This window comes from Streptomyces sp. NPDC111507, from assembly GCF_055638955.1.
Map to the genome: position 1 here is coordinate 204,701 of NZ_JBVKBU010000002.1, position 23,202 is coordinate 227,902.

Annotated in this window: 20 protein-coding genes and 1 riboswitch; of the genes, 10 read left to right on the forward strand and 10 right to left on the reverse strand. The window is 69.7% G+C overall.

What is annotated here, in order from left to right:
• The first annotated feature begins 57 nt into the window (after positions 1–57).
• The 8 genes from ACZ7M2_RS08430 to ACZ7M2_RS08465 all read left to right on the forward strand — a co-directional run bounded on the left by ACZ7M2_RS08430 (position 58) and on the right by ACZ7M2_RS08465 (position 10,556).
• Positions 58–339 carry a DUF3311 domain-containing protein gene (locus ACZ7M2_RS08430; RefSeq protein WP_095852672.1) on the forward strand — a complete coding sequence of 94 codons (282 nt, stop codon included), beginning with the start codon at positions 58–60 and terminating at the stop codon, positions 337–339.
• Positions 336–1,946: a monocarboxylate uptake permease MctP gene (gene mctP, locus ACZ7M2_RS08435; protein ID WP_471594653.1), complete on the forward strand. Its 1,611-nt coding sequence runs from the start codon at positions 336–338 to the stop codon at positions 1,944–1,946. Before ACZ7M2_RS08430 ends, mctP begins: the two co-directional genes overlap by 4 nt.
• A gap of 154 nt (positions 1,947–2,100) precedes the next feature.
• Positions 2,101–2,613: a GNAT family N-acetyltransferase gene (locus ACZ7M2_RS08440; protein WP_471594654.1), complete on the forward strand. Its 513-nt coding sequence runs from the start codon at positions 2,101–2,103 to the stop codon at positions 2,611–2,613.
• 52 nt (positions 2,614–2,665) lie between these two features.
• Positions 2,666–2,804, forward strand: a riboswitch (cobalamin riboswitch).
• A gap of 120 nt (positions 2,805–2,924) precedes the next feature.
• The gene (locus ACZ7M2_RS08445; protein WP_471594655.1) at positions 2,925–5,324 is read left to right on the forward strand and encodes a ribonucleoside-diphosphate reductase subunit alpha; all 2,400 of its coding nucleotides are present in this window, start codon (positions 2,925–2,927) and stop codon (positions 5,322–5,324) included.
• Entirely contained in the window at positions 5,324–6,337 is a 1,014-nt protein-coding gene (locus tag ACZ7M2_RS08450) for a ribonucleotide-diphosphate reductase subunit beta (RefSeq protein ID WP_054228144.1), read from the forward strand. Before ACZ7M2_RS08445 ends, ACZ7M2_RS08450 begins: the two co-directional genes overlap by 1 nt.
• Before the next feature lie 391 nt (positions 6,338–6,728).
• On the forward strand, positions 6,729–8,810 hold the full coding sequence (locus ACZ7M2_RS08455; protein WP_471594656.1) for a putative Ig domain-containing protein: 2,082 nt from the start codon (positions 6,729–6,731) through the stop codon (positions 8,808–8,810).
• A gap of 107 nt (positions 8,811–8,917) precedes the next feature.
• Entirely contained in the window at positions 8,918–9,376 is a 459-nt protein-coding gene (locus tag ACZ7M2_RS08460) for a hypothetical protein (protein WP_471594657.1), read from the forward strand.
• A 217-nt stretch (positions 9,377–9,593) separates the two neighbouring features.
• Positions 9,594–10,556, forward strand: coding sequence for a GlxA family transcriptional regulator (locus tag ACZ7M2_RS08465; protein ID WP_403699621.1), 963 nt, complete (start codon positions 9,594–9,596; stop codon positions 10,554–10,556).
• A 47-nt stretch (positions 10,557–10,603) separates the two neighbouring features.
• Here ACZ7M2_RS08465 and ACZ7M2_RS08470 read toward each other — a convergent pair whose 3' ends face one another.
• The 10 genes from ACZ7M2_RS08470 to ACZ7M2_RS08515 all read right to left on the reverse strand — a co-directional run bounded on the left by ACZ7M2_RS08470 (position 10,604) and on the right by ACZ7M2_RS08515 (position 20,897).
• Positions 10,604–11,974, reverse strand: a complete 1,371-nt coding sequence (locus ACZ7M2_RS08470; RefSeq protein ID WP_471594658.1) for a bifunctional albaflavenone monooxygenase/terpene synthase — start codon at positions 11,972–11,974, stop codon at positions 10,604–10,606.
• Positions 11,971–13,056 carry an epi-isozizaene synthase gene (gene cyc1, locus ACZ7M2_RS08475; protein ID WP_471595203.1) on the reverse strand — a complete coding sequence of 362 codons (1,086 nt, stop codon included), beginning with the start codon at positions 13,054–13,056 and terminating at the stop codon, positions 11,971–11,973. Before cyc1 ends, ACZ7M2_RS08470 begins: the two co-directional genes overlap by 4 nt.
• Before the next feature lie 309 nt (positions 13,057–13,365).
• On the reverse strand, positions 13,366–14,016 hold the full coding sequence (def, locus tag ACZ7M2_RS08480; RefSeq protein ID WP_075028841.1) for a peptide deformylase: 651 nt from the start codon (positions 14,014–14,016) through the stop codon (positions 13,366–13,368).
• 128 nt (positions 14,017–14,144) lie between these two features.
• Positions 14,145–15,125, reverse strand: a complete 981-nt coding sequence (locus ACZ7M2_RS08485) for a tetratricopeptide repeat protein (RefSeq protein ID WP_471594659.1) — start codon at positions 15,123–15,125, stop codon at positions 14,145–14,147.
• Positions 15,126–15,278: 153 nt separating this feature from the next.
• Complete coding sequence (locus ACZ7M2_RS08490) at positions 15,279–16,559, reverse strand: HD-GYP domain-containing protein (RefSeq protein ID WP_471594660.1); 1,281 nt, start codon at positions 16,557–16,559, stop codon at positions 15,279–15,281.
• Complete coding sequence (locus tag ACZ7M2_RS08495) at positions 16,556–17,992, reverse strand: HD-GYP domain-containing protein (protein WP_471594661.1); 1,437 nt, start codon at positions 17,990–17,992, stop codon at positions 16,556–16,558. Before ACZ7M2_RS08495 ends, ACZ7M2_RS08490 begins: the two co-directional genes overlap by 4 nt.
• A gap of 155 nt (positions 17,993–18,147) precedes the next feature.
• Positions 18,148–18,450 (reverse strand): mycothiol system anti-sigma-R factor, encoded by a 303-nt coding sequence (rsrA, locus tag ACZ7M2_RS08500; RefSeq protein WP_054228151.1) that lies wholly within the window; start codon positions 18,448–18,450, stop codon positions 18,148–18,150.
• Entirely contained in the window at positions 18,447–19,130 is a 684-nt protein-coding gene (gene sigR, locus ACZ7M2_RS08505; RefSeq protein ID WP_054228152.1) for an RNA polymerase sigma factor SigR, read from the reverse strand. The genes rsrA and sigR overlap by 4 nt, the downstream gene beginning before the upstream one ends.
• A gap of 255 nt (positions 19,131–19,385) precedes the next feature.
• Positions 19,386–20,018: an alpha/beta hydrolase family protein gene (locus ACZ7M2_RS08510; RefSeq protein WP_471595204.1), complete on the reverse strand. Its 633-nt coding sequence runs from the start codon at positions 20,016–20,018 to the stop codon at positions 19,386–19,388.
• A 63-nt stretch (positions 20,019–20,081) separates the two neighbouring features.
• A complete protein-coding gene (locus tag ACZ7M2_RS08515; protein WP_471594662.1) occupies positions 20,082–20,897 on the reverse strand; it encodes an SOS response-associated peptidase in 816 nt (271 codons plus the stop codon).
• Between the two features lie 50 nt (positions 20,898–20,947).
• On the opposite strand from ACZ7M2_RS08515, the gene ACZ7M2_RS08520 reads away from it, so the two are divergent.
• Positions 20,948–21,670 (forward strand): M50 family metallopeptidase, encoded by a 723-nt coding sequence (locus tag ACZ7M2_RS08520; protein ID WP_352045971.1) that lies wholly within the window; start codon positions 20,948–20,950, stop codon positions 21,668–21,670.
• 176 nt (positions 21,671–21,846) lie between these two features.
• Positions 21,847–23,187 carry a 3-phosphoshikimate 1-carboxyvinyltransferase gene (gene aroA, locus ACZ7M2_RS08525; protein WP_471594663.1) on the forward strand — a complete coding sequence of 447 codons (1,341 nt, stop codon included), beginning with the start codon at positions 21,847–21,849 and terminating at the stop codon, positions 23,185–23,187.
• Positions 23,188–23,202: the final 15 nt, after the last annotated feature.

The window sequence follows — 23,202 nt, forward strand, 5'->3', positions numbered from 1 at the left end:
GTCGCCTAGATTGCCTGCGCATTGCACAGGTGAACAGCGAGGGGACGGAGTCGCCGTATGTCAGACGTGTCAGACGTTTCAGACGCGCCGAAGGTCGAGCCGCCGGTGGTGACACCGATCCGGGTGGTCATCGCCCTGTGCCTGATCGCCCCGTTCGTGGCGATGCTGTGGGTCGGCTCCTACGCCAAGACCGACCCGGCGTTCATCGGCATCCCGTTCTTCTACTGGTACCAGATGCTGTGGGTGCTCGTGTCCACGGCGCTCACCGTGACCGCGTACCAGCTGTGGCAGCGTGACCAGCGCGCCCGCGCGTCCCAGGGCGGGGGTGCGGCGAAGTGAAGGACGGTGTGAACGGCGTCGCGCTCGGCGTCTTCATCTTCTTCTTCCTGGCCGTCACGGTCATGGGCTTCCTGGCCGCGCGCTGGCGCAGGGCGGACGACGAGCACAGCCTCGACGAATGGGGCCTGGGCGGACGGTCGTTCGGCACCTGGGTCACCTGGTTCCTGCTCGGCGGCGACCTCTACACGGCGTACACCTTCGTCGCCGTACCGGCGGCGATCTACGCGGCGGGCGCGGCCGGCTTCTTCGCCGTTCCGTACACGATCCTCGTCTACCCGCTGATCTTCACGTTCCTCCCCCGCCTGTGGTCGGTCTCCCACAAGCACGGGTACGTGACGACCTCGGACTTCGTGCGCGGGCGCTTCGGTTCGAAGGGCCTGTCCCTCGCCGTGGCCGTGACCGGCATCCTCGCGACCATGCCGTACATCGCGCTCCAGCTGGTCGGCATCCAGGCCGTCCTGGACGTGATGGGCGTGGGCGGCGGCGAGAACACGAACTGGTTCGTGAAGGACCTTCCGCTCCTCATCGCGTTCGGCGTGCTGGCCGCCTACACCTACTCCTCGGGGCTGCGCGCCCCCGCCCTGATCGCGTTCGTGAAGGACACCCTGATCTACATCGTGATCGCGGTGGCCATCATCTACATCCCGATCAAGCTGGGCGGGTTCGACGAGATCTTCAAGGCGGCGAGCGACAAGTACACGGCGGCGGGGGCGGGCGGGCTCGTGCCCGCCGAAGCGGGCCAGTGGACATACGCCACGCTCGCGCTCGGATCGGCGCTCGCGCTGTTCATGTACCCGCACTCGATCACGGCGACGCTCTCCAGCCGCAGCCGTGAGGTGATCCGCCGCAACACCACGATCCTTCCTCTCTACTCCCTGATGCTGGGGCTGCTCGCCCTGCTCGGGTTCATGGCGATCGCGGCCGGGGTCAAGGTCACCAACGGCCAGCTCGCCATCCCCCAGCTCTTCGAGAACATGTTCCCGGACTGGTTCGCGGGGGTGGCCTTCGCGGCGATCGGCATCGGAGCGCTCGTGCCGGCGGCCATCATGTCCATCGCGGCCGCGAACCTCTTCACCCGCAACATCTACAAGGACTTCATCAAGCCGGACGCGACCCCGCAGCAGGAGACCAGGGTCTCCAAGCTGGTGTCGCTGCTTGTGAAGGTGGGCGCGCTGGTCTTCGTCCTGACGATGGACAAGACGGTCGCGATCAACTTCCAGCTCCTGGGCGGCATCTGGATCCTCCAGACCTTCCCGGCGCTGGTCGGTGGCCTGTTCACCCGCTGGTTCCACCGCTGGGCGCTGCTCGGGGGCTGGGCGGTGGGCATGCTGTACGGCACGCTCGCCGCGTACGGGGTCGCCTCGCCGACCCAGAAGCACTTCGGCGGCAGTTCGAAGGAGATCCCGGGCATCGGGGAGATCGGCTACATCGGTCTGACGGCCTTCGTCCTGAACGCCGTGGTCAGCGTCGTCCTCACCTTCGCCCTCCGCGCCTTCAACGCGCCGGACGGCGTCGACGAGACGTCTCCGGAGGACTACACGGCGGATGCGGGTGACGCGGGCGTCGCGACGGAGCTGCCTCCGGCCACGGCGGGTTCCGCCCACTGAGCCCGGGGCTGCGCCCCCGTACCCCCGGTGGGTTCTTCGACTGCGGGTGAGCGGGTGCTTGGCGCGCAGCCGCGGAACCGCATCAACAACCCCCACGGGCCGTCGGACATAAATCCGGCGGCCCGTTCCCGCGCCCTGTTGCACACTCACCGGCATGGACATCCGCATCAGACACGCCCACCCCCACGAATACGACCGCATCGGCGAGATCACCGCACAGGCCTACCTCGGCGACGATCTGCTCGACTTCGGGGAGAGCGACGAGTACCTCGGCGAACTGCGAGACGTGGCGAAACGAGCCACCGCCGCGGAGGTCCTCGTCGCCGTGGACCACGACCACGACCACATCCTCGGCGCCGTGACCTTCGTACCGCGTGGCGGCCCCATGGCCGACATAGCCCGCCCCGGCGAAGCCGAGATCCGTATGCTCGCCGTCGCACGCGAGTCCCGCGGCCGAGGCGCCGGCGAGACCCTCGTCCGCGCCTGCGTCGACCACGCACGCGCCACCGCGGGCTGCGTACGCGTCGTGCTCTCCACCCAGCGCACCATGCACGCCGCCCACCGCATCTACGAACGCCTGGGCTTCACCCGCACCCCCGACCGCGACTGGAACCCGCTCCCGGAGCTCGACGACATCACTCTCCTCACCTACGAGTTGACACTCTGACACCGGCACGACACAACATCTGGTGGTGTCACCGCAGCCCGACACAAGATGTATGCTCATGCTCGCTGTCGTCGCAGGGGAATCCGGTGCAAATCCGGAACTGTCCCGCAACGGTGTACTTGTACGTGTTCGCACACCCGCGCCCACGTACTCGCGTCAGTCCGAGGACCTGCCGACAGCGCGCCCGGCCATCCGGCCCGGGTGCATGACGTCCGGGCCTCGCGGAATGGGCCGGTGGACGCGACGCCGTGTGCGCTCGTGAGCTGCCCTGCCCTCCGCCAGGCCCCGTGCCGAGCGAGGGAGAGCCCCAAGTGACCATCGCGCCAGCCGACCCGGCTTCAGCTACCGCTTTCGCACAGCAGGAGCGGAAGCAGGTCCCGGTGGAGACGGACGGTCCCGGTACCACGCTGCTGCGTACCCTGACCGACCTCACCGCCGACCTCCCCGGCGCCGACCCCGGCCGGGTCGCCGCCGCCACGCTGCGCGGCCGGTCCGCGCACGCGGACGACACGGAGCTGCGCGAACTGGCCACCGAGGCGGCCGCGGGCCTCATCTCCGAGGACCCCGTCTACTCCCGGCTCGCGGCCAGGCTGCTGACGATCAGCATCGCGGCGGAGGCCGCCTCGCAGGGCGTCACGTCCTTCTCCGGGTCGATCGCCGCGGGTCACCGCGAGGGCCTGATCGCCGACCGTACGGCGGAGTTCGTCCGGCTGCACACGGCCCGGCTGGACGCGCTGATCGACACCGACGGCGACGACCGCTTCGGCTACTTCGGCCTGCGCACCCTGCACAGCCGCTATCTGCTCCGGCACCCGATCACCCGCAAGGTCATCGAGACGCCCCAGCACTTCATGCTGCGCGTGGCGTCGGGCCTGGCCGAGGACGACACGAACCGGGCCCTGGACGAGGTCGCGGCGCTCTACGGGCTCATGAGCCGTCTCGACTACCTCCCCTCCTCCCCCACGCTGTTCAACTCCGGTACGCGGCACCCGCAGATGTCGTCCTGCTACCTCCTCGACTCCCCGCTGGACGAGCTGGACTCCCTCTACGACCGCTACCACCAGGTGGCCCGCCTCTCGAAGCACGCGGGCGGCATCGGTCTTTCCTACTCCCGGATCCGTTCGCGCGGTTCGCTGATCCGCGGTACGAACGGGCACTCCAACGGAATCGTCCCGTTCCTCAAGACCCTCGACGCCTCGGTCGCCGCGGTGAACCAGGGCGGCCGGCGCAAGGGCGCGGCCGCGGTCTACCTGGAGACCTGGCACTCCGACATCGAGGAGTTCCTGGAGCTGCGCGACAACACCGGTGAGGACGCCCGCCGTACGCACAACCTGAACCTCGCGCACTGGATCCCGGACGAGTTCATGCGCCGGGTCGACGCCGACGGGCAGTGGTCCCTCTTCTCGCCCTCCGACGTGCCCGAGCTGGTCGACCTGTGGGGCGACGAGTTCGACGCGGCGTACCGCGGGGCGGAGGCGGCCGGCCTCGCCAAGAAGACCATCCCGGCCCGTGACCTCTACGGCCGCATGATGCGCACCCTCGCGCAGACCGGCAACGGCTGGATGACCTTCAAGGACGCCGCCAACCGCACCGCCAACCAGACGGCGGAGCCGGGCCACACCGTCCACTCCTCGAACCTCTGCACCGAGATCCTGGAGGTCACGGACGACGGGGAGACGGCGGTCTGCAACCTCGGCTCGGTCAACCTCGGCGCCTTCGTGGTCGACGGGGACATCGACTGGGAGCGGCTGGACGAGACGGTCCGTACCGCCGTCACCTTCCTCGACCGTGTCGTCGACATCAACTTCTACCCGACCGAGCAGGCCGGCCGGTCGAACGCGAAGTGGCGGCCCGTCGGCCTCGGCGCGATGGGCCTGCAGGACGTCTTCTTCAAGCTGCGCGTCCCCTTCGACTCCCCGCAGGCCAAGGCCCTCTCCACCCGGATCGCCGAGCGAATCATGCTCGCCGCGTACGAGGCCTCGGCCGACCTCGCGGAGCGCAGCGGCCCGCTCCCGGCCTGGGAGAAGACCCGTACGGCCCGTGGCGTCCTGCACCCCGACCACTACGGCGTGGAGCTGACCTGGCCGGAGCGCTGGGCGGCCCTGCGGGAACGTATCGCCGCGGTCGGCATGCGCAACTCCCTCCTCCTCGCCATCGCGCCCACCGCCACCATCGCGTCCATCGCGGGTGTGTACGAGTGCATCGAGCCGCAGGTGTCCAACCTTTTCAAGCGCGAGACGCTCTCCGGTGAGTTCCTCCAGGTCAACTCCTACCTGGTGGACGAGCTGAAGAAGCTCGGCGTGTGGGACGCGCAGACCCGCGAGGCGCTGCGCGAGTCCAACGGTTCGGTGCAGGGCTTCACTTGGGTCCCGCAGGACGTCCGCGACCTGTACCGCACGGCCTGGGAGATCCCGCAGCGCGGCCTGATCGACATGGCCGCCGCCCGCACCCCGTTCCTGGACCAGGCCCAGTCCCTGAACCTCTTCCTGGAGACGCCGACCATCGGCAAGCTCTCCTCGATGTACGCGTACGCCTGGAAGTCGGGCCTGAAGACGACGTACTACCTGCGCTCCCGCCCGGCGACCCGTATCGCCCGTGCCGCCCAGGCGCAGGCCCAGCCCGCGAAGACCATCCCCGTGCAGGCGATCCCCGACGAGGACGCCGTCGCCTGCTCCCTTGAGAACCCCGAGTCCTGCGAGGCCTGCCAGTAATGAGCTCTACCGAAAAGAACCTGCTCGACCCGGGCTTCGAACTCACGCTCCGCCCCATGCGCTACCCGGACTTCTACGAGCGCTACCGGGACGCCATCAAGAACACCTGGACCGTGGAGGAGGTCGACCTCCACTCGGACGTGGCCGACCTCGCGAAGCTCTCGCAGGGTGAGCAGCACATGATCGGCCGGCTGGTCGCGTTCTTCGCGACGGGCGACTCGATCGTGTCGAACAATCTCGTGCTGACCCTCTACAAGCACATCAACTCCCCCGAGGCGCGCCTGTATCTCTCCAGGCAGCTGTTCGAGGAAGCGGTCCACGTCCAGTTCTATCTGACCCTGCTGGACACCTACCTTCCCGACCCGGAGGACCGCGCCGCCGCCTTCGACGCCGTCGAGAGCATCCCCTCGATCCGTGAGAAGGCCGAGTTCTGCTTCAAGTGGATGGACTCGGTGGAGAAGCTGGACCGTCTGGAGACCAAGGCGGACCGGCGTCGCTTCCTGCTCAACCTCATCTGCTTCGCCGCGTGCATCGAGGGCCTCTTCTTCTACGGCGCCTTCGCGTACGTCTACTGGTTCCGCAGCCGGGGTCTGCTGCACGGTCTCGCCACCGGCACCAACTGGGTGTTCCGCGACGAGACGATGCACATGTCCTTCGCCTTCGAAGTGGTGGACACCGTGCGCAAGGAGGAGCCGGAGCTCTTCGACGACCAGCTCCAGCAGCAGGTCACCGACATGCTGAGGGAGGCCGTCGAGGCCGAGCTGCAGTTCGCGCGCGACCTGTGCGGTGAGGGTCTGCCGGGCATGAACACCGACTCGATGCGCCAGTATCTGGAGTGCGTGGCCGACCAGCGTTTGCAGCGTCTCGGCTTCGCCCCGGTGTACGGCTCCGAGAACCCCTTCTCCTTCATGGAGCTCCAGGGCGTCCAGGAGCTGACCAACTTCTTCGAGCGCCGTCCCTCGGCGTACCAGGTGGCGGTGGAGGGCTCGGTCGGCTTCGACGAGGACTTCTGACGGACGAGAACTTCCGTCGGTACGAGGACTTCTGACGGTATGACACCGGTGATGCCGGGCCGCATGTGGCGGCCCGGCATCACCGCGTCTCGTCCATGGGCCGTCCATGCACCGTCCATGGACCCCCTATGGGGCGGCAAAGTTCTTCGGGCGCGGCTATCCGGGCGTCATCGGCCCCGGCTAGGTTCTGGCCGTCCTGACATGTCACGTACAGCGGCACGACAGGACGACTGAATTGGCATGCCCATGGCACATCCGCACTTCTCTCACGCTACGCGCGTCACGGGCCTGCCACGCAACGCCGAGAACCCCCACTTCCGGCTGTGGAGCCGTGCGCGGCCCTACCCCGGCCCGCACGGCACCCCGCCTCAAACCGATGGAGGCAGCACCCATGCGTGAGACACCCCCCAGCAGGCCCACCCGGCGACTGCGAAGACTTCTGACCGCCGCCGCGCCCGCCCTCGCCCTCACGGTCGCCGGACTCATGGCGGCCCCGGCCGCGAACGCGCAGCCGGCGCCGACCACCGCCAAGCCCTCCCGGGCCGCTCAGAACGCAAAGGCCCTGACCGCCCCGGCCGCACAGGCCGTGCACTCCACGGGCAAGGCGGGCCAGAAGGTGCCCACCACGCACCTGTGCGGCGCCCCGACTGCCGGTCACGCGGCCTGCTTCGCGCAGCGCCGCACCGACATCAAGCAGAAGCTGGCCGCCGCGATCTCACCGAACGCCGCCGCCGCGGTGTCCGGTCTGAGCCCGGCCAACCTGCACAGCGCCTACAACCTGCCCTCCACCGGCGGCTCCGGCCTGACCGTCGCCGTGGTCGACGCGTACAACGACCCCAACGCGGAGTCGGACCTCGCGACCTACCGTTCGCAGTTCGGCCTGTCGGCCTGCACCAAGGCCAACGGCTGCTTCAAGCAGGTCAGCCAGACCGGCTCGACCAGCTCCCTGCCGACCAACGACACCGGCTGGGCGGGTGAGGAAGCGCTCGACATCGACATGGTCAGCGCGGTCTGCCCGAACTGCAACATCGTCCTCGTCGAGGCCAACTCGGCCACCGACTCCGACCTCGGCACCGCCGAGAACGAGGCCGTGACGCTGGGCGCGAAGTTCGTCTCCAACAGCTGGGGCGGCTCCGAGTCCTCCTCGCAGACCAGCGAGGACACCTCGTACTTCAAGCACCCGGGCGTGGCCATCACCGTCTCCTCCGGTGACTCCGCCTACGGCGCCGAGTACCCGGCCACCTCCCAGTACGTGACCGCCGTCGGCGGCACCGCTCTGTCCACCAGCTCCAACAGCCGCGGCTGGACCGAGTCCGTGTGGAAGACCAGCAGCACCGAGGGCACCGGCTCCGGCTGCTCCGCCTACGACGCGAAGCCGAGCTGGCAGACCGACACCGGCTGCTCCAAGCGCATGGAGTCCGACGTCTCCGCGGTCGCCGACCCCGCCACCGGCGTGGCCGTCTACGACACCTACGGCGGCTCCGGCTGGGCGGTCTACGGCGGCACGAGTGCCTCCTCGCCGATCATCGCGGGTGTGTACGCCCTCGCGGGCACCCCGGGCTCCAGCGACTACCCGGCGAAGTACCCGTACTCCCACACCTCGAACCTGTACGACGTGACCAGCGGCAACAACGGCTCCTGCTCGCCCTCGTACTTCTGCACCGCCGCCACCGGCTACGACGGCCCGACCGGCTGGGGCACCCCGAACGGCACCACCGCCTTCGCGTCGGGCACCAGCACCGGCAACACGGTGACCGTCACCAACCCGGGCAGCCAGTCCACCACCACCGGCGGTTCGGTCAGCCTGCAGATCTCGGCGAGCGACAGCGCGGGCGCGACCCTCACCTACAGCGCGAGCGGCCTGCCGACCGGTCTGTCGATCAGCAGCTCCACCGGTCTGATCTCCGGCACCGCGAGCACGGCCGGTACGTACAGCGTCACCGTCTCCGCCTCCGACAGCACGGGCGCCTCCGGCTCCGCCTCCTTCACCTGGACCGTCAGCACCTCCGGCGGCGGCACCTGCACCTCGGCGCAGCTGCTCGGCAACCCGGGCTTCGAGTCGGGCAACACCACCTGGAGCGCCAGCAGCGGCGTGATCACCAACTCCAGCAGTGAGGCCGCGCACGCCGGTTCTTACAAGGCGTGGCTGGACGGCTACGGCTCGACGCACACCGACACGCTCTCCCAGTCGGTGACGATCCCGTCCGGCTGCAAGGCCAGCTTCACCTTCTACCTGCACATCGACACCGCGGAGACCACCACGAGCAGCCAGTACGACAAGCTGACGGTCACCGCCGGATCGACCACTCTGGCGACGTACTCGAACCTCAACGCCGCCTCCGGCTACGCCCAGAAGACCTTCGATCTGTCCTCGTTCGCCGGGTCCACCGTCACCCTGAAGTTCAGCGGTGTCGAGGACTCCTCGCTCCAGACCAGCTTCGTCGTCGACGACACCGCCGTCACGACCAGCTGACCGGTGGGGCCCTGGCCGGCGTCGCGGCCAGGGCCCTGTTTCTCTGTGTCCCTGTGTGGATCCTGATGCGGGGGTGGTACGTCCAAGCGACAAGGAGGTGCCACCCCATGCGCCGTACGACCCATCATCGGATCCTCGCCCTCACGGCCCTGACACTGCTCCTCGCGGGCTGCGGCACACAGGGCGGCGGTGACGCGGGCGGCAGCCGCACCGTGTCGCCGTCCCCCACGACGAGTCACCCCAGCTGTGACTCCGCTCCCGCGGAGCTCGGCGCCGCCGACACCGGCCACACGTACTGCCTCACGGCCGGCGGCGTACTCCGCCTCACCCTGGACGGCACCACCAGTCGGCCGTGGACGCCCGTCAAGGTCAGCGGCACCGGGCTAGAGGCCACCAACAGCGGCGTCGTCCTCCAGGCGGGCGACGCGAGCTCCGCCTTCAAGGCGGTCTCGGCGGGAACCGCCCACCTCAGCTCGTCCCGGCCGCTCTGCGCGACCGCCCCGGGCAAGGTGTCGTGCAAGGGCATTCAGGAGTGGACGGTCACGGTGCTGGTCACGAAGTCCTAGCTGACGGTCGATGCGCCGCTCGTGGGCCACGCCGATCAGCGCGGGCAGGGCCAGGACCACGAAGAGCGCGAGGACGGTCAGGATTCCGACGGTGGTGTCCGAGTTTCCGATGAGCATCTTCATGAACACCACTGTCGTACCGCTCACCCTTCGGCGTCAGTGGCAGGACTGCCGTACACCCTCGATTTCCTGCCACGACCGAGGCACACTGGCGGACATGCTGAAAAACGTGGCCGCGGTCCTGCTCGACGGTGTGCACCCCTTCGAACTCGGGGTCGTCTGCGAGGTGTTCGGCATCGACCGCAGCGACGACGGCCTGCCCGTCTACGACTTCGCTGTCGCCTCCGCCGAAGGCCCGATCCTGAGCACCCACGCGGGGTTCTCGCTGACCACGGAGCACGGCCTGGAGCGACTGGAGAGCGCCGACCTCATCGCACTGCCCGCCGGGAACTCCTACGTGTCCCGGTCCTATCCGCCCGAACTGCTCGACGCCCTGCACCGCGCCACGGACCGCGGCGCCCGGGTGCTCAGCGTCTGTTCCGGTGTCTTCGTGCTCGGCGCGGCCGGGCTCCTCGACGGGCGGCGCTGCGCCGTGCACTGGCACCACGCCGAGGAGCTCACCCGGCAGTACCCGAAGGCGATCGTCGAACCGGACGTGCTGTACGTGGACGAGGACCCGGTGATCACCTCGGCCGGCACCGCCGCCGGAATCGACGCCTGTCTGCACATCGTCCGCAAGGAACAGGGCCCCGAGGTCGCCAACGCCATCGCCCGCCGGATGGTGGTGCCCCCGCACCGGGACGGCGGGCAGGCCCAGTACATCGAGCGCCCGCTGCCCCGCTCCACCTGCGACACGGTCGGCGAGGTGCTGGTGTGGATGGAGCGCCACCTCGACCGGGAGGTGACCGTCGAGCAGCTCGCGGCCCGCGCCCACATGTCCCCGCGGACCTTCGCGCGCCGCTTCCAGCAGGAGACCGGTACCACCCCGTACCGCTGGATCCTGCGCCAAAGGGTGCTGCTGGCACAGGAGTTGCTGGAGGCCTCGGACGAGACGATGGACGCGATCGCGGGCCGCACCGGGTTCGGCACCGCGGCCGCGCTGCGCCACCAGTTCGTCCGGAGCCTGGGGACGACCCCGCAGGCGTACCGGCGCACGTTCAGGGGCCCGCGGGCTGCCTGAACGCGCGCCGGTACGGACACGGGGTCACCGCGGACGACGCCGCGCGGTCAGCGCGGCAGGGCCCTCAGCAGCAGCCGGTACGGACGCAGGGTGATGCCGACACGGGTCGCGTCATTGGACTCGGAGACCTGCTCGAACCGCCACCGGGACGCCACCGTCGCCGCGATCAGGCTGAGCTGCGCCATCGAGAAGTGGTCGCTCGGGCACTTCCGGTTGCCCACGCTGAAGGGGCTCATGGCGTGCTTCGGGACGTCCTTGGCGCGTTCCGGAAGCCAGCGGTCTGGGTCGAAATCCAGATGCCCGTCGTACGAGCGCGGATCACGCTGGATGGCGAACGGACTGTAGACGATGTCGGCACCGGCCGGTATCCGATAGCCGCCGAGTTCGGTTTCGGTCACCGCCCGCCGGGTCAAAATCCATACGGCGGGACGCAGCCGCATCGACTCGACGACGACATTGTTGGTGTACGACAGCCTCCGGACGTCGTCGAATGCGACGGGCCGGTCTCCGACGACGGATTTGACCTCCTCGGCCACGCGTGCGGCGTGTTCCGGGTGTTCGGTGAGGACTTGCAGCAGCCACATGATCGTGGACGCCACGGTTTCGCTGCCGGGCGTGAGTATCGCTACGACTTGGTCGTGGATCTCCTGTTCGCCGATCGGCTCGCCGTTCTCGTCCTTCGCTTCCAGCAATGCCGTCAGCAAATCGTCCGGCTTTTGACCGGATGCGCGGCGCTCGGCGACGATCTCGTCGACGAGGAGATGCAAATCGGCCAATGCGCGGTCGAATTTGCGGTTGGCCGGAAGCGGCAGCCGATAGAACGGGCCCGCCGGGATCACCATGCGCCGGTACATGCCGCGGAACACGGTGGCGAGCGCGACGCTCAGCCGCTCGGCGCGCTCGTCCATGAACTCGCCGCGCAGCAGACAGCGGGCCGCGATGCGCACGGCGACGCGGAACGACTCGGAGGTGCAGTCGACGGGCTCGCCCGACCCCATGCGCTCGGCGAGCGCCCGCGCCTCCTCCTCCATGATCGGTCCGTACTCGGGGATGATGTCGAGCCGGAACGCGGGCTGGATGGTGCGGCGCTGGCGACGGTGCCTGGGCCCGTTCGCGGTGGCCACGCCCTCCTTGCCGAGCAGGCCTTCCAGGGACTCCCAGAGGGGTCCGTCGATCTTGAAGTCGGTGCTGAGCGCCATCGCTCCGGTGAGGGCCGGCGAGGTGAGCGCGTACACCGTCTTGGGGCCCAGCTTGAGCCGTACGACGTCGCCGTGATCGCGGAGCCGGGCGAGGAAGCCCAGCGGGTCGCGGACCAGTTTCCAGCCGTGGCCCAGGACGGGTACGCCACCCCCGGCCAGGGGTGGGACGGGCAGCTGTGGTGCCGCGGGTTGCGCGGGCTTCACGGACTCGACGGTCATGACTCACCTGCCGCTTCGTTGTTGACGTACGGGGGTGTGGAGCGGTCGTCCCAGCTGTCGACGGTGTACCGGCCTGACTCGTGGTGGAACCAGTACACGGAGCTGAACCAGTTCCGCATACCGCCGAGGCACGCTTTCACTGCGAGGCTCAATTCCTTGCCGTGCACGGTGCCGTCCGCGAGGGTGTCGGAGAAGCGGTTGAGGTCCCTTTCCGCGTCGAGGAATTCGGTGATGCATTCCTCGATCCGCCGCCGGATGTCCTGGACCGCTTCTTCGAGTGTCAGCCCCTCGTGATGAATGAGGCTGATTCCGAGATTGTGGACCTCGTCGCCCGCTATTTCTTTCGGGAGCGAGCAGAGATCGTTGTACCAGGCGGCGAATTCCTGGCTCAGCAGCGCCGCCCGCCGATATGCGAAATGGTTCCGCACGGCGGTGGGAAGTTCACAGCCCGCGCTCGGTTCCAGAAGGTCGGTCCAGATCCAGTGCGCGAAGGTGAGCCGCCGCAGTTCCAAATATTCCTCGACCGTGGGAACGGTTCCGTTGACACGGTTGCGGAATTCCCGGTCGTACGCCTCGATCACCGCGTGGAAATGCCGGGCGAAGCGCGCGTTCCACTTCTTGGTCAGGAACGAGTACAGGCGCACCATGCTGTCCGCGAACCCCGCGACCAGGGGGTCCCGGTGGTGCAGGTGCTCCCTCGGGGAGTCCAGAGCCGCGTGCAGCTGGAACCTGAGCCTCCGCCAGGCGCCGGGCCTGCCGTGGACGACATCGCGGTCGTGGCGGTCGTCCCAGACGAAGAACCACGCGCTGAAGTCCGCTATCGCCTGCATGACCTCGTCGGGAGCGCCAATGTAGTAGCCCGCCATCAGGTCCGTATAGCAAAGGCCGTCGGCATATTCGTCGACCTTGTCCGCCGGCATGAGGCGTTTTTCCCTCAGCCACGAACGTGTGTTCTCCTGGAGCCTCGGCCAATACGGGTGCAGTTGGCGGGGAAACGCGGACTCGATCACCGGGAGAGAGAGCGCCGGTGGAACCGCGACCACGGTGGGTGTCGATGAAGTGCCGTGTGAGAATGCATGCACGAACAAACCCCTCTCAGCCGCCAGTTGACGCTGCGCCCCTCCCGCTGTGCCGGGCGTGCGCCGTTGCGTATCCCCGCACTTCCCATTCAGCACCACAACTGACCGTTCTGGGAACGGATTTGCTCCACTCACTACCCCACGGTGCTGAGAATCCCCCCTTGTGTGACTGAATATGGATCACTAGAGGAGCACAAGGGATCGAACGTGCGACACACACGCGAACGGCGCCTGGTCAGGGAGTTCCCCCTGACCAGGCGCCGCTCGGGCCGACCCGCGCGTGCGCGCGGGCCCCAACTGTCCTGCCGCGACTCAGTCGTTCGCGACGATCGGGTAGCGGGGCTCGTTCTCGGCCATCTGCCGCAGGGCTTCCTTGCGCTCGCGCTTGGAGAGCCGGTCGATGTAGAGGTAGCCGTACAGGTGGTCGGTCTCGTGCTGGAGGCAGCGCGCGAAGTAGCCGGTGCCGCGCACCTTGATCGGGTTGCCCTTCTCGTCCTGCCCGGTGACCTCCGCGTAGTCGGGGCGGGCCAGCGGCGCGTACGCGGTCGGCACCGAGAGGCAGCCCTCGTTGCTGTCGTCGAGGCGGCGCTGCTCGGCGGGCAGCTCGACGAGGACGGGGTTGCAGACGACACCGACGTGCCGCTTGCCCTCGTCGTCCTGGCAGTCGTAGACGAAGACCTTCAGGTCGACGCCGATCTGGTTGGCCGCCAGGCCCACGCCCTCGGCGGTGCGCTGGCTGGCGAACATGTCGGCGACCAGCTGGGCGAGCTCGGGCCCGAACTCGGTGACGTCCTTGCACTCCTTGTGCAGCACCGGGTTGCCGACGACCGTGATCGGCCGCGAGGTACCGCGCTCACGGTAGGCCGCCTCGCGCTCCTCACCGTCCTCGGTGTCGTTGACGAAGCCCTCGTCGTCCACGGGGAGCACTCCAGAGTGCTGCTGCTCGGTGTCCTGCTGCGCCATGACCGACGTACGCCTTCCTGGGTGCCTGGGAGTGTGGTGCTGTTACAGAGTACGGGGACGGGCGCCCCTTCAGGGGCGCGGGGAACTGCGTGACAAGCCCCCACCGGCCCGCGGCGAACCCGCAGCGCTCAGCAGACCTCTTCGAGATCCCGCCAGTCCCGGGAGTCGGGGCTGTCCGCGACCCACCCGTCCAGCAGCCCCCTGACCAGCGGAGCCGGCGCGGCCACCCCGCACTCCCGCTCCGGCACCCACAGCTGCCCGTCGGTGCGGTGACCGAGCGGCCCCGGATGCCCGGGCTCGCTGTGGTCGTGCGGGTCGAGATGCTCACCGTCGCCCTCGTCGGACGGCATCCGCGACTCGGAACACATCCGGCACAGCAGCCGTACGGACGAGGACCAGTCCTCCGCGGCGAAGCCGGCGTCCGCCGCGAGCTGCTCCAGGGCGTCCCGGTCCTCCTCGGTGGCGGCCTCCAGGAGGACCACCCAGGTGGGCACCGGGGACGGCGCCCACAGCTCGATCTCGTCGAAGACGGGATAGGCGTGCCCGGCGGCGGTCGTCCGCTCCCCGTGCGGGACACCGTCGTGCAGAACGACCTCGCCCCAGCGCCGCCCCGAGGACGGCAGCGGAATGGACAGGACCTCCACCCGGGCCGGATCGAGCCTGCGCCCCCACACGACCTCGGCCTCGCCCTCCGGCGACAGCCGTACGGCCGCACTGCCGAGGTCCATGCCCACCGGTTCCTCGGAGACGGCGGCCCCGCCGGGCACCCGCAGCCCGTACGCCTGCCAGGCACGACGGGCCAGCGGCCAGTCCTGCAGGGCGGTGGCGGCGATCCCGACGTTCCACCAGTCGGGGGCGCCCGTCTCCCGTTCGAGAAGCGCGACGGCCCGGAGGCCCGCGGCCCGCGCCTGCTCCCAGTCGTGCCGGAACTTGTGCAGCAGGGCCAGGTTGAACCAGGACTCCGACAGCCAGGGCTCCAGGTCCGCGGCACGCGTCAACAGCGCTCCCGCGTCCTCGTACCGGCCGTCGCCGATCAGCGTGAACGCGCGATCGGTGGCCTGCCGCCATGAGGCGGAGGGCCGGTGCCGTCCCTTGCCGAAGATCCTCACGATTCCCGCCTGCCAGTTCCTTGCGTTTCCCGCCTGCCGGTCCCTTGAAGAGTTTCTTGAAGACAGCGCAGCCCCGGGCTGGCCCGTGCCCCCGAACACCCTCTTCCTCGCATCCAACCACGGACCGTTGGACGGGCGCTCATTACCCATGGGTTACCCAGCCTGGGGCAGGGTAAGGGTGCCCCGCAACAGGACCCTGGCCAGCGACTCCACCACCTCGGGCTGATAGTCGCGGGCCGTGGCCAGACGCAGCTTCTCCAGGGCGGTCAGGGGCCCTCCCGGGCCTGCTTCCCTGGCCATCTCCTCGAACGCGTTGACGGCCCGCACGATCCGTGCCGTGACCGGCTGCTCCCGGTACGGATCGGCCTGCCGCTCCACGACCACGGCGACCTCGGCGTCCACGCCGGTCTGACGTACGACGGCGCCGCCAAGGAGAGCGATGCGCCGCTGCTCGTCGGCAGGGAGCACGGAGGTGGCTCCGGCCGGCACCGGGTCGACAAGGCTGAGCTGTCCGATGTCGTGCATGAGCGCCGCGTACTCCAGGACGGTCAGATCGGGCTCGGACAGGCCCAGCTCACGGCCGACGGCCCGGCTGAGCGCGGCGACCCGCCGGGCATGCCCGGTGGGGGTGTACCCGGCGATCTCGGTCGCCCGCGCGAGTGAGGCGATCGTCTGCCGGTAGGTGACGCGCACGGCGGCGTACCGCCGGACGGAGAGTTGAGTGAGCAACAGGGGCAGCGAGAACACGGGCAGCGCCCACAGCCCGACGACCGCCACCGCGAGCGACATCACGGCCCCGGTCGCGCAGACCGCCGACCCGATGCCGAGCGTGGCCCGCAGCTCGTCCCGCAGCAGCGGTCCGAAGGGCCAGCGGGTCCGGGCGTGTGCCATCGCCGCCGCGAGCACGGCGTCGCACAGCGCGGTGAGCACCAGCAGGGAGACCAGCAGCAGGGCGTACGAGGGGCCGCCCCAGCCCATCAACCTTCCCTGGTTGTAGAGGGGTTGGAAGCAGACGGCTGCGAAGCCGACGGTGAGGACGCGCCGGGTGAGGTGGTCGGCGGTGGGCCCGCGGCCCTGGGCGACGTGCGGTACGCAGCCGATGAGGGCCGCGGCCACGACGACAGCCACGATCTCGAGGACGCCCGGGGCCGTGCGGTGTCCGGCGTTCTCGCCGAGCAGCGCGTACGCGAGGGCGCCGGCTGCGGCGAGGGGCGCCGACTCCCGCTCCTCGGCCCCGCTCCATCGGGTCAGCTCCCCCACGGCGATGAGGATCCCGAAGGCGAGCGCGACGCCTCGTTCGTCGAGACCGTGCCAGAGGACGACGGCCAGCGAGACAACGGCGAGGAGCAGAGCGACCGCGTGCACGAGGGTGAGGGTGAACGGGGCTCGACCGACGATCCCGTACCCGGGAATCTCCACCCCCACGGCATTCATGACCGCCCCCGCCCGACGACGCCGCTCGACCGAGGGTCGACGCCCGTCGGGTCCCGGTCCGCGCCGGTCGACGGCCCGTCGGCGCCCATCGAGCAGCCGTCCGTACTCGCCGAGGACCCGGTTTCGCCGGGCGGGTGGACCCCCGCTGTCACCGCGGGATGCCACCCGTGTCGGTTCAGCGCTCGCACCAGGGCCCGTACCATCCCCGGATCGAACTGCGCCCCCGCGCACCGTTCCAGTTCCTCCAGCGCCACCGGCACCGGTCGGGCCCGCCGGTAGGACCGGGTCGACGTCATCGCGTCGAACGCGTCGGCCACGGCCACCACGCGTGCGAACTCCGGGATCTGGCGTCCCACCAGCCCGTACGGGTACCCGCTCCCGTCGATCCGCTCATGGTGGTGCAGGATCGCCGACCGCGCCTCCCCGAGGAAGCCGATGCCACGCACCATCTCGTGCCCGTACTCGGGATGCAGCTCGATGATCCGCCGTTCCTCCGGCGTCAGCGGCCCGTCCTTGCGCAGGAGCCGCGTGGGCACGCCCAGTTTCCCCACGTCGTGCAGGATCCCGGCGAAGCGCAGTACCTCGACGCGCTCGTCGTCCATGCCCAGCTCACGGGCGATCATCATGGACGCCTGCCCGACCCGCTCACTGTGCCCGCGCGTGTACCCGTCCTTGATGTCGACGGCCTGCACGAGGGCCCGGATGGTGGCCTGGTGGGCGGCCCGCTCCCGGTGGTACTGGGCGAACGCCCAGCAGGACACGTACATCGGCAGCAGGACGAGCAACGCGGCGACGGGACCGTACGGACTGCGCCACAGCACCGCCATCATCAGCCCGGCGAGCCCGTGCACGGCGACCGAGGCGAGGGAGCGCGAGAAGAGCCCCCGCCAGGCACCCCGTACGGGCACCCGCTCGGCGAGCGCCAGGATCCCGCCGTCGAGCGCGGTCAGCACCACGCAGAAGGTGAGCACCGCGGCCCCGGCGGGCACGAGCGCGTACGGGAAGTGCGGCAGGGCCACCGCGTCCCGGCCGCCCAGCGCCCAGTGCACCCGGGACGCCGCCCAGACCGCGACGGCGAGCTGGGCCGCGCGCCAGATCCGGCGCAGCCAGCGCGGCCGCTGCTCCACACGGGCGAGCAGCGCGCCTGGCAGCGCCACAAGCGCGGCGGCCGACGGCGGCAGCAGAAAGGCCCCGGCGAGCAGCACGGGCAGGAAGGTGCCCAGCCCTCTGGGGGCGCCCCGCTCGGCGACGCGAGCGGCGGCGCCCTTGGGGCTGTGCGGGAAGGGGATCCGCTCGCAGCCGGCGTACAGCGCGGCGAGCAGGGCGACGATCCACCAGGGTGCGTGAACGGCGGGCAGCGGAGCCAGGCAGGCCATGGCGGCCAGGACGACACAGACGACGTAGACACGGGCCCACGCCGGAATCGACCCCATCGCCTCGTTCCCTCCCCCGGACGTCCCCTGCCCCGGTCAGGCTCCGGAGCCTAGGGCGGTGGGGACGGTGCGGGGGCGGCAATAGCCGAATCCGCGGGCTCTGAGCCCGCGGATTAGCACGTTCGGGTGATAACCGGACGATCTCCCCGGGGAGTTCAGGACTCCTGGGGCGTCGCGGTGACGTCGTGCTCGGGCACGGTCTGACCGGAGCGGATCAGGTCGATGCGGCCCATGACCTTGGCGCGCAGATCGGTCGGCACGTCGTCCTGGCCGCAGCACCGCTTGACCAGCTTCTTCACGGCCTGCTCGAGTCCGTACTTCTCGAGACACGGGGAGCACTCCTCGAAGTGCACCTCGAACTTGGTGCAGTCCGAGTCCGGCATCTCATGGTCGAGGAACTCGTACAGGTGGTCGAGTACCTCACTGCAATCCGTCTCGTGCGGCTCTCCGCAGCTCATGAGCCCGAGCCTTTCGCTTCGTTCGACTCTCCGGCGCCGGCCGGGACCAGCCCGCGGTCACGGGCGTAGTCCTCGAGCATGCCGCGCAGTTGGCGACGGCCCCGGTGCAGCCGGGACATCACCGTACCGATGGGTGTCCCCATGATGTCCGCGATCTCCTTGTACGCAAAGCCTTCTACATCAGCGAGATAGACCGCGATGCGGAATTCCTCGGGGATCGCCTGCAGTGCAGCCTTGACGTCCGAGTCGGGCAGGTGGTCGAGCGCCTGCGACTCCGCGGAGCGCAGACCGGTCGACATGTGCGACTCGGCACGCGCGAGCTGCCAGTCCTCGATCTCCTCGGCCGCACTGCGCTGGGGTTCGCGCTGCTTCTTGCGGTACGAGTTGATGAAGGTGTTGGTGAGAATGCGATACAGCCAAGCCTTGAGGTTGGTGCCCTCGCGGAACTGGTGGAAGGACGCGTACGCCTTCGCGTACGTCTCCTGCACCAGGTCCTCGGCGTCGGCCGGGTTGCGCGTCATGCGCAGGGCGGCCGAGTACATCTGGTCGAGGAATTCGAGCGCGTCCCGCTCGAAGCGCGCGGTGCGCTCGGCGGACGACTCCGTGCTCGTGCCCTGGCCCTCGGGCTGCTCCGCCTGGCCGTGATCGGTCCCTGCGTCGGTCCCAGTGACCGGACCCACCTCCTCCAGCGACATGGCAGAACCGAAACCGGTCCCACTCGAATCGGAGGATAGACGAACATCCACACCCGCCGCCGCTCGAACGGGGGCGGTCTTCGCCGCGTGCAGCACCGTCCAGTCCAGCTCAGGGCTACTGCTGCGGTTCGGGCAGATGGTCGAACCCATGCGGCGGACTTCCTCTCGTTCGAACGGTTCAGCACGCTCCGTGCTGTCTGCTCGGCACAACAGTGGTCCACCGCCCGACATTCCCGTGCGTCACCCGAGTGACGCGATCCACCTCACAACGCCCCCGGTGATGATCTCCAGGGCCTCGTCCTGGTCGATCGGTGCCCGTTTCGGCACAGCGAAGCCATGATCTCCGTACGGCACCTCGATCAGCTCGTGCGAGCCCTTCGGGAACTCCGCCGGCTTGCCGAACGGGTCGTTGCCGCCCTGGACGACGAGGGTGGGCACCCCGGCGCCGAGGAGTTCGTCGGCACGGGACTTCTCGGGCTTGCCGGGCGGGTGCAGCGGGAAACTGAGGGCGAGGGCGGCGGTGGCGCCGAGTTCCGTCGACGTACGGCAGGCGACGCGGGCTCCGGCGCTGCGTCCGCCCGCGACCACCGGCAGTCCGGGCTTCGCGACCGTGGGCCACAGGCCCCGCCATCCCACGTCCAGGGTCTTGGGCGCGGGCGCCACCTTCTTCCCCGCCACCCGCCAGGGCTGCTCGATGAGCGCGACGCTCACGCCGTGCCCGGGCAGCACCGCGGCCAGCGCCTGGAGATCGCGCGCCTCGATACCGCCGCCCGCGCCGTGACTCACAGCGAGCACAAGGCGTGGCTTCTTGGCCCGGTGCCAGGTGACGCGGGCCGTACCGGCGTCCGTCTCGACCGTCTCGATCGCGTCCATGATCTCCGTCACGTCAGCCTTCCATGGTCTCTGTCACAGAAGGCTTCCATGACCTCCGTCACGTCAGAAGAGTGTGCCCTCTTCGGGGCCCTCCAGCTCCTTCAGCAGCTCCGGCCCGTTGTTGCGGACGTTGCTGACGGCCGTGGAGACGGGATAGGCGCGCATCAGCCCGGCGGGCGGCGGCGCGAGCAGCTCGCGCAGGCCGTCGACGTCCGTACGGGCCGGGTCGAGCCAGGCGTCCCAGCGGTCCGGGGTGAGCATCAGAGGCATCCGGGGGTGGATGTCGGCGAGGGTGTACGGCCCCTCGGCGGGCGCGACCGCGAGCGGCGAGGTCTCCGCCTCGGTCGTGATCACCGAGCACGTCACCCACCAGGCCCGGGGGTGGTCGTCGGGGAGCGTCCGGTCGCGCCAGAACTCGTACAGCCCTGCCATCGCGAAGACCGAGCCGTCCGCCGGGAGCACGAAGTACGGCTGCTTGCGCGGCCGCTTCTTCTTGCCCTCGACCTCCAGATCGCGCTCGGTGGACCCGGTGACCCACTCGTAGTAGCCGTCGGCGGGGACGATGCAGCGCCGGGCGGCGAAGGCACGGCGGTACGAGGGCTTCTCGTGCACGGTCTCCGCGCGGGCGTTGATCATCCGGGCGCCGCCCTCGGGCGTCTTGGCCCAGGACGGGACGAGCCCCCACTTGAGCCTGCGCAGCTGGCGAACCGGCTTCGGACTCTCCGCGTCCTTAAGGGGGCGGTCGAGGACGGCATAGACGTCCTTGGTCGGGGCCACGTTGTAGTCGGGGTCCAAGGTCTCCTCGGGCTCCCACTTCTCGACCTCAAAGATTCCTGCGAGATCCTCGGGTCCACGACTCGCTGCATACCGTCCGCACATACGTGCCACACTGCCAGATTCCGCGACACCAGAGGGAGCCACCACCGACAATGGACAGCACCGCATCCACCTCGCTGGCCTCGCTCTGGGACCAGGTCTCCGGCACCCAGCCGGACCCCGATCTGTGGGTGGTGATAGCCACCATCGTCGCCGCTCTCGCGGTGATCGTCCCGCACGGCGTATGGCGCGTCTCGCGCAACGCCATCACCATCGCGCACGAGGGCGGCCACGGGCTGGTGGCGCTGCTGACCGGGCGGAGCCTCAGTGGTATCCGGCTGCACTCCGACACCAGCGGCCTCACCGTCAGCCGTGGCAAGCCCACCGGTCTCGGCATGATCCTCACCGCGGCGGCCGGCTACACCGCTCCCCCGCTGCTCGGCCTCGGCGGCGCCGCGCTGCTGGGCCTGGGCCGCATCACCCTCCTGCTGTGGCTGGCCACCGGCCTGCTCGTCGCGATGCTGGTGATGATCCGCAACGCCTACGGGGCGCTCACGGTGGTCCTCACCGGCGGTACGTTCCTGGTGGTCTCGTGGCTCGCCGGACCCCAGGTACAGGCGGCCTTCGCGTACGCCGTGGTGTGGTTCCTGCTGCTCGGCGGCGTCCGTCCGGCCTTCGAACTCCAGGCCAAGCGCAGCCGCGGCGGCGCCGGCGACTCCGACGCCGACCAGCTCTCCCGGCTCACCCACGTCCCGGCGGGACTGTGGCTGTTCCTGTTCCACGCGGTGTCCCTGTGCTCTCTGCTGGGCGGCGGCCGCTGGCTGCTCGGGCTTTGAGTGCCGGCTGCCGGAACGTCGAGTACTGGAACGTCGAGTGCTGGGACGTCGAGTGCTGGGACGTCGAGTGCTGGGACGTCGAGTGCTGGGACGTCGAGGCATCCCTGAATCTTTCGCTCACATTCCGTCACTTTTGATCAAGATCTACCCCCACCCCCACCCACTAAAGTGGGCGCATGACCGCGAACCCCGCCCACACCGCCCTCTGGCCCGCCCCGCACGCGAGCGGAGCCGTCGACGCGACGGTCCACGTGCCGGGGTCCAAGTCGGTCACCAACCGCGCCCTGGTCCTCGCCGCGCTCGCCTCGGAGCCGGGCTGGCTGCGCCGCCCGCTGCGCTCCCGCGACACGCTGCTGATGGCGGGCGCGCTGCGCGCGATGGGCGTCGGCATCGAGGAGACGGTGGCGTCCAGCTCCACGGTCGCCGCGGGCCCGGACGCCTCCGGCGAGGCCTGGCGGGTCATCCCCTCGGGTCTCCAGGGCCCGGCCACGGTCGACGTCGGCAACGCCGGCACCGTGATGCGCTTCCTGCCCCCGGTCGCCGCCCTCGCGGACGGCCCCATCCGCTTCGACGGCGACTCCCGGTCGTACGAGCGCCCGCTGAACGGTGTGATCGACGCGCTGCGTCTGCTCGGCGCCCGCATCGACGACGACGGCCGCGGCGCGCTGCCGCTGACCGTGCACGGCGGCGGCGCCCTGGACGGCGGCCCGGTGGAGATCGACGCGTCCTCGTCGTCCCAGTTCGTGAGCGCCCTCCTCCTGTCCGGCCCACGCTTCAACCAGGGCGTGGAGGTCCGCCACATCGGCTCGACGCTGCCCTCGATGCCGCACATCCGGATGACGGTCGACATGCTGCGCGCGGTCGGCGCGCAGGTGGACACCCCGGAGTCGGGCGGCGAGCCCAATGTCTGGCGGGTCACGCCCGGCGCGCTGCTCGGCCGCGACCTGATCATCGAGCCGGACCTGTCGAACGCCCAGCCGTTCCTGGCGGCGGCCCTGGTGACCGGCGGCACGGTCGTCGTCCCCGACTGGCCCGCGCACACCACCCAGCCCGGAGACCGGCTGCGGGAGATCTTCACCGAGATGGGTGGTTCCTGTGAACTGAACGACAGCGGTCTGGAGTTCACCGGTTCGGGTGCGATCCACGGCATCGACGTGGACCTGAGCGAGGTCGGTGAGCTGACCCCGGGCATCGCGGCGGTCGCGGCCCTCGCCGACTCCCCGTCCACCCTGCGGGGGGTGGCCCATCTGCGCCTGCACGAGACGGACCGGCTGGCCGCGCTCACCAAGGAGATCAACGAACTCGGCGGTGACGTCACCGAGACCGCCGACGGCCTGCACATCCGCCCGCGTCGACTGCACGGCGGCATCTTCCACACCTACGACGACCACCGCATGGCGACCGCCGGCGCGATCATCGGGCTGGCGGTGGAGGGCGTACAGATCGAGAACGTGGCGACGACAGCGAAGACCCTGCCGGACTTCCCCGATCTGTGGACCGGAATGCTCGGGAACTGACGGGCGGACCGGGAT

Coding starts and splice junctions, on each gene's coding strand:
- ACZ7M2_RS08430 (WP_095852672.1), top strand. CDS start 58: ATGTCAGACGTGTCAGACGTTTCAGACGCGCCGAAGGTCGAGCCGCCG.
- ACZ7M2_RS08440 (WP_471594654.1), top strand. CDS start 2,101: ATGGACATCCGCATCAGACACGCCCACCCCCACGAATACGACCGCATC.
- ACZ7M2_RS08450 (WP_054228144.1), top strand. CDS start 5,324: ATGAGCTCTACCGAAAAGAACCTGCTCGACCCGGGCTTCGAACTCACG.
- ACZ7M2_RS08455 (WP_471594656.1), top strand. CDS start 6,729: ATGCGTGAGACACCCCCCAGCAGGCCCACCCGGCGACTGCGAAGACTT.
- ACZ7M2_RS08460 (WP_471594657.1), top strand. CDS start 8,918: ATGCGCCGTACGACCCATCATCGGATCCTCGCCCTCACGGCCCTGACA.
- ACZ7M2_RS08465 (WP_403699621.1), top strand. CDS start 9,594: ATGCTGAAAAACGTGGCCGCGGTCCTGCTCGACGGTGTGCACCCCTTC.
- ACZ7M2_RS08470 (WP_471594658.1), bottom strand. CDS start 11,974: ATGACCGTCGAGTCCGTGAAGCCCGCGCAACCCGCGGCACCACAGCTG.
- def (WP_075028841.1), bottom strand. CDS start 14,016: ATGGCGCAGCAGGACACCGAGCAGCAGCACTCTGGAGTGCTCCCCGTG.
- ACZ7M2_RS08490 (WP_471594660.1), bottom strand. CDS start 16,559: ATGAATGCCGTGGGGGTGGAGATTCCCGGGTACGGGATCGTCGGTCGA.
- ACZ7M2_RS08495 (WP_471594661.1), bottom strand. CDS start 17,992: ATGGGGTCGATTCCGGCGTGGGCCCGTGTCTACGTCGTCTGTGTCGTC.
- rsrA (WP_054228151.1), bottom strand. CDS start 18,450: ATGAGCTGCGGAGAGCCGCACGAGACGGATTGCAGTGAGGTACTCGAC.
- ACZ7M2_RS08510 (WP_471595204.1), bottom strand. CDS start 20,018: ATGGACGCGATCGAGACGGTCGAGACGGACGCCGGTACGGCCCGCGTC.
- ACZ7M2_RS08515 (WP_471594662.1), bottom strand. CDS start 20,897: ATGTGCGGACGGTATGCAGCGAGTCGTGGACCCGAGGATCTCGCAGGA.
- ACZ7M2_RS08520 (WP_352045971.1), top strand. CDS start 20,948: ATGGACAGCACCGCATCCACCTCGCTGGCCTCGCTCTGGGACCAGGTC.
- aroA (WP_471594663.1), top strand. CDS start 21,847: ATGACCGCGAACCCCGCCCACACCGCCCTCTGGCCCGCCCCGCACGCG.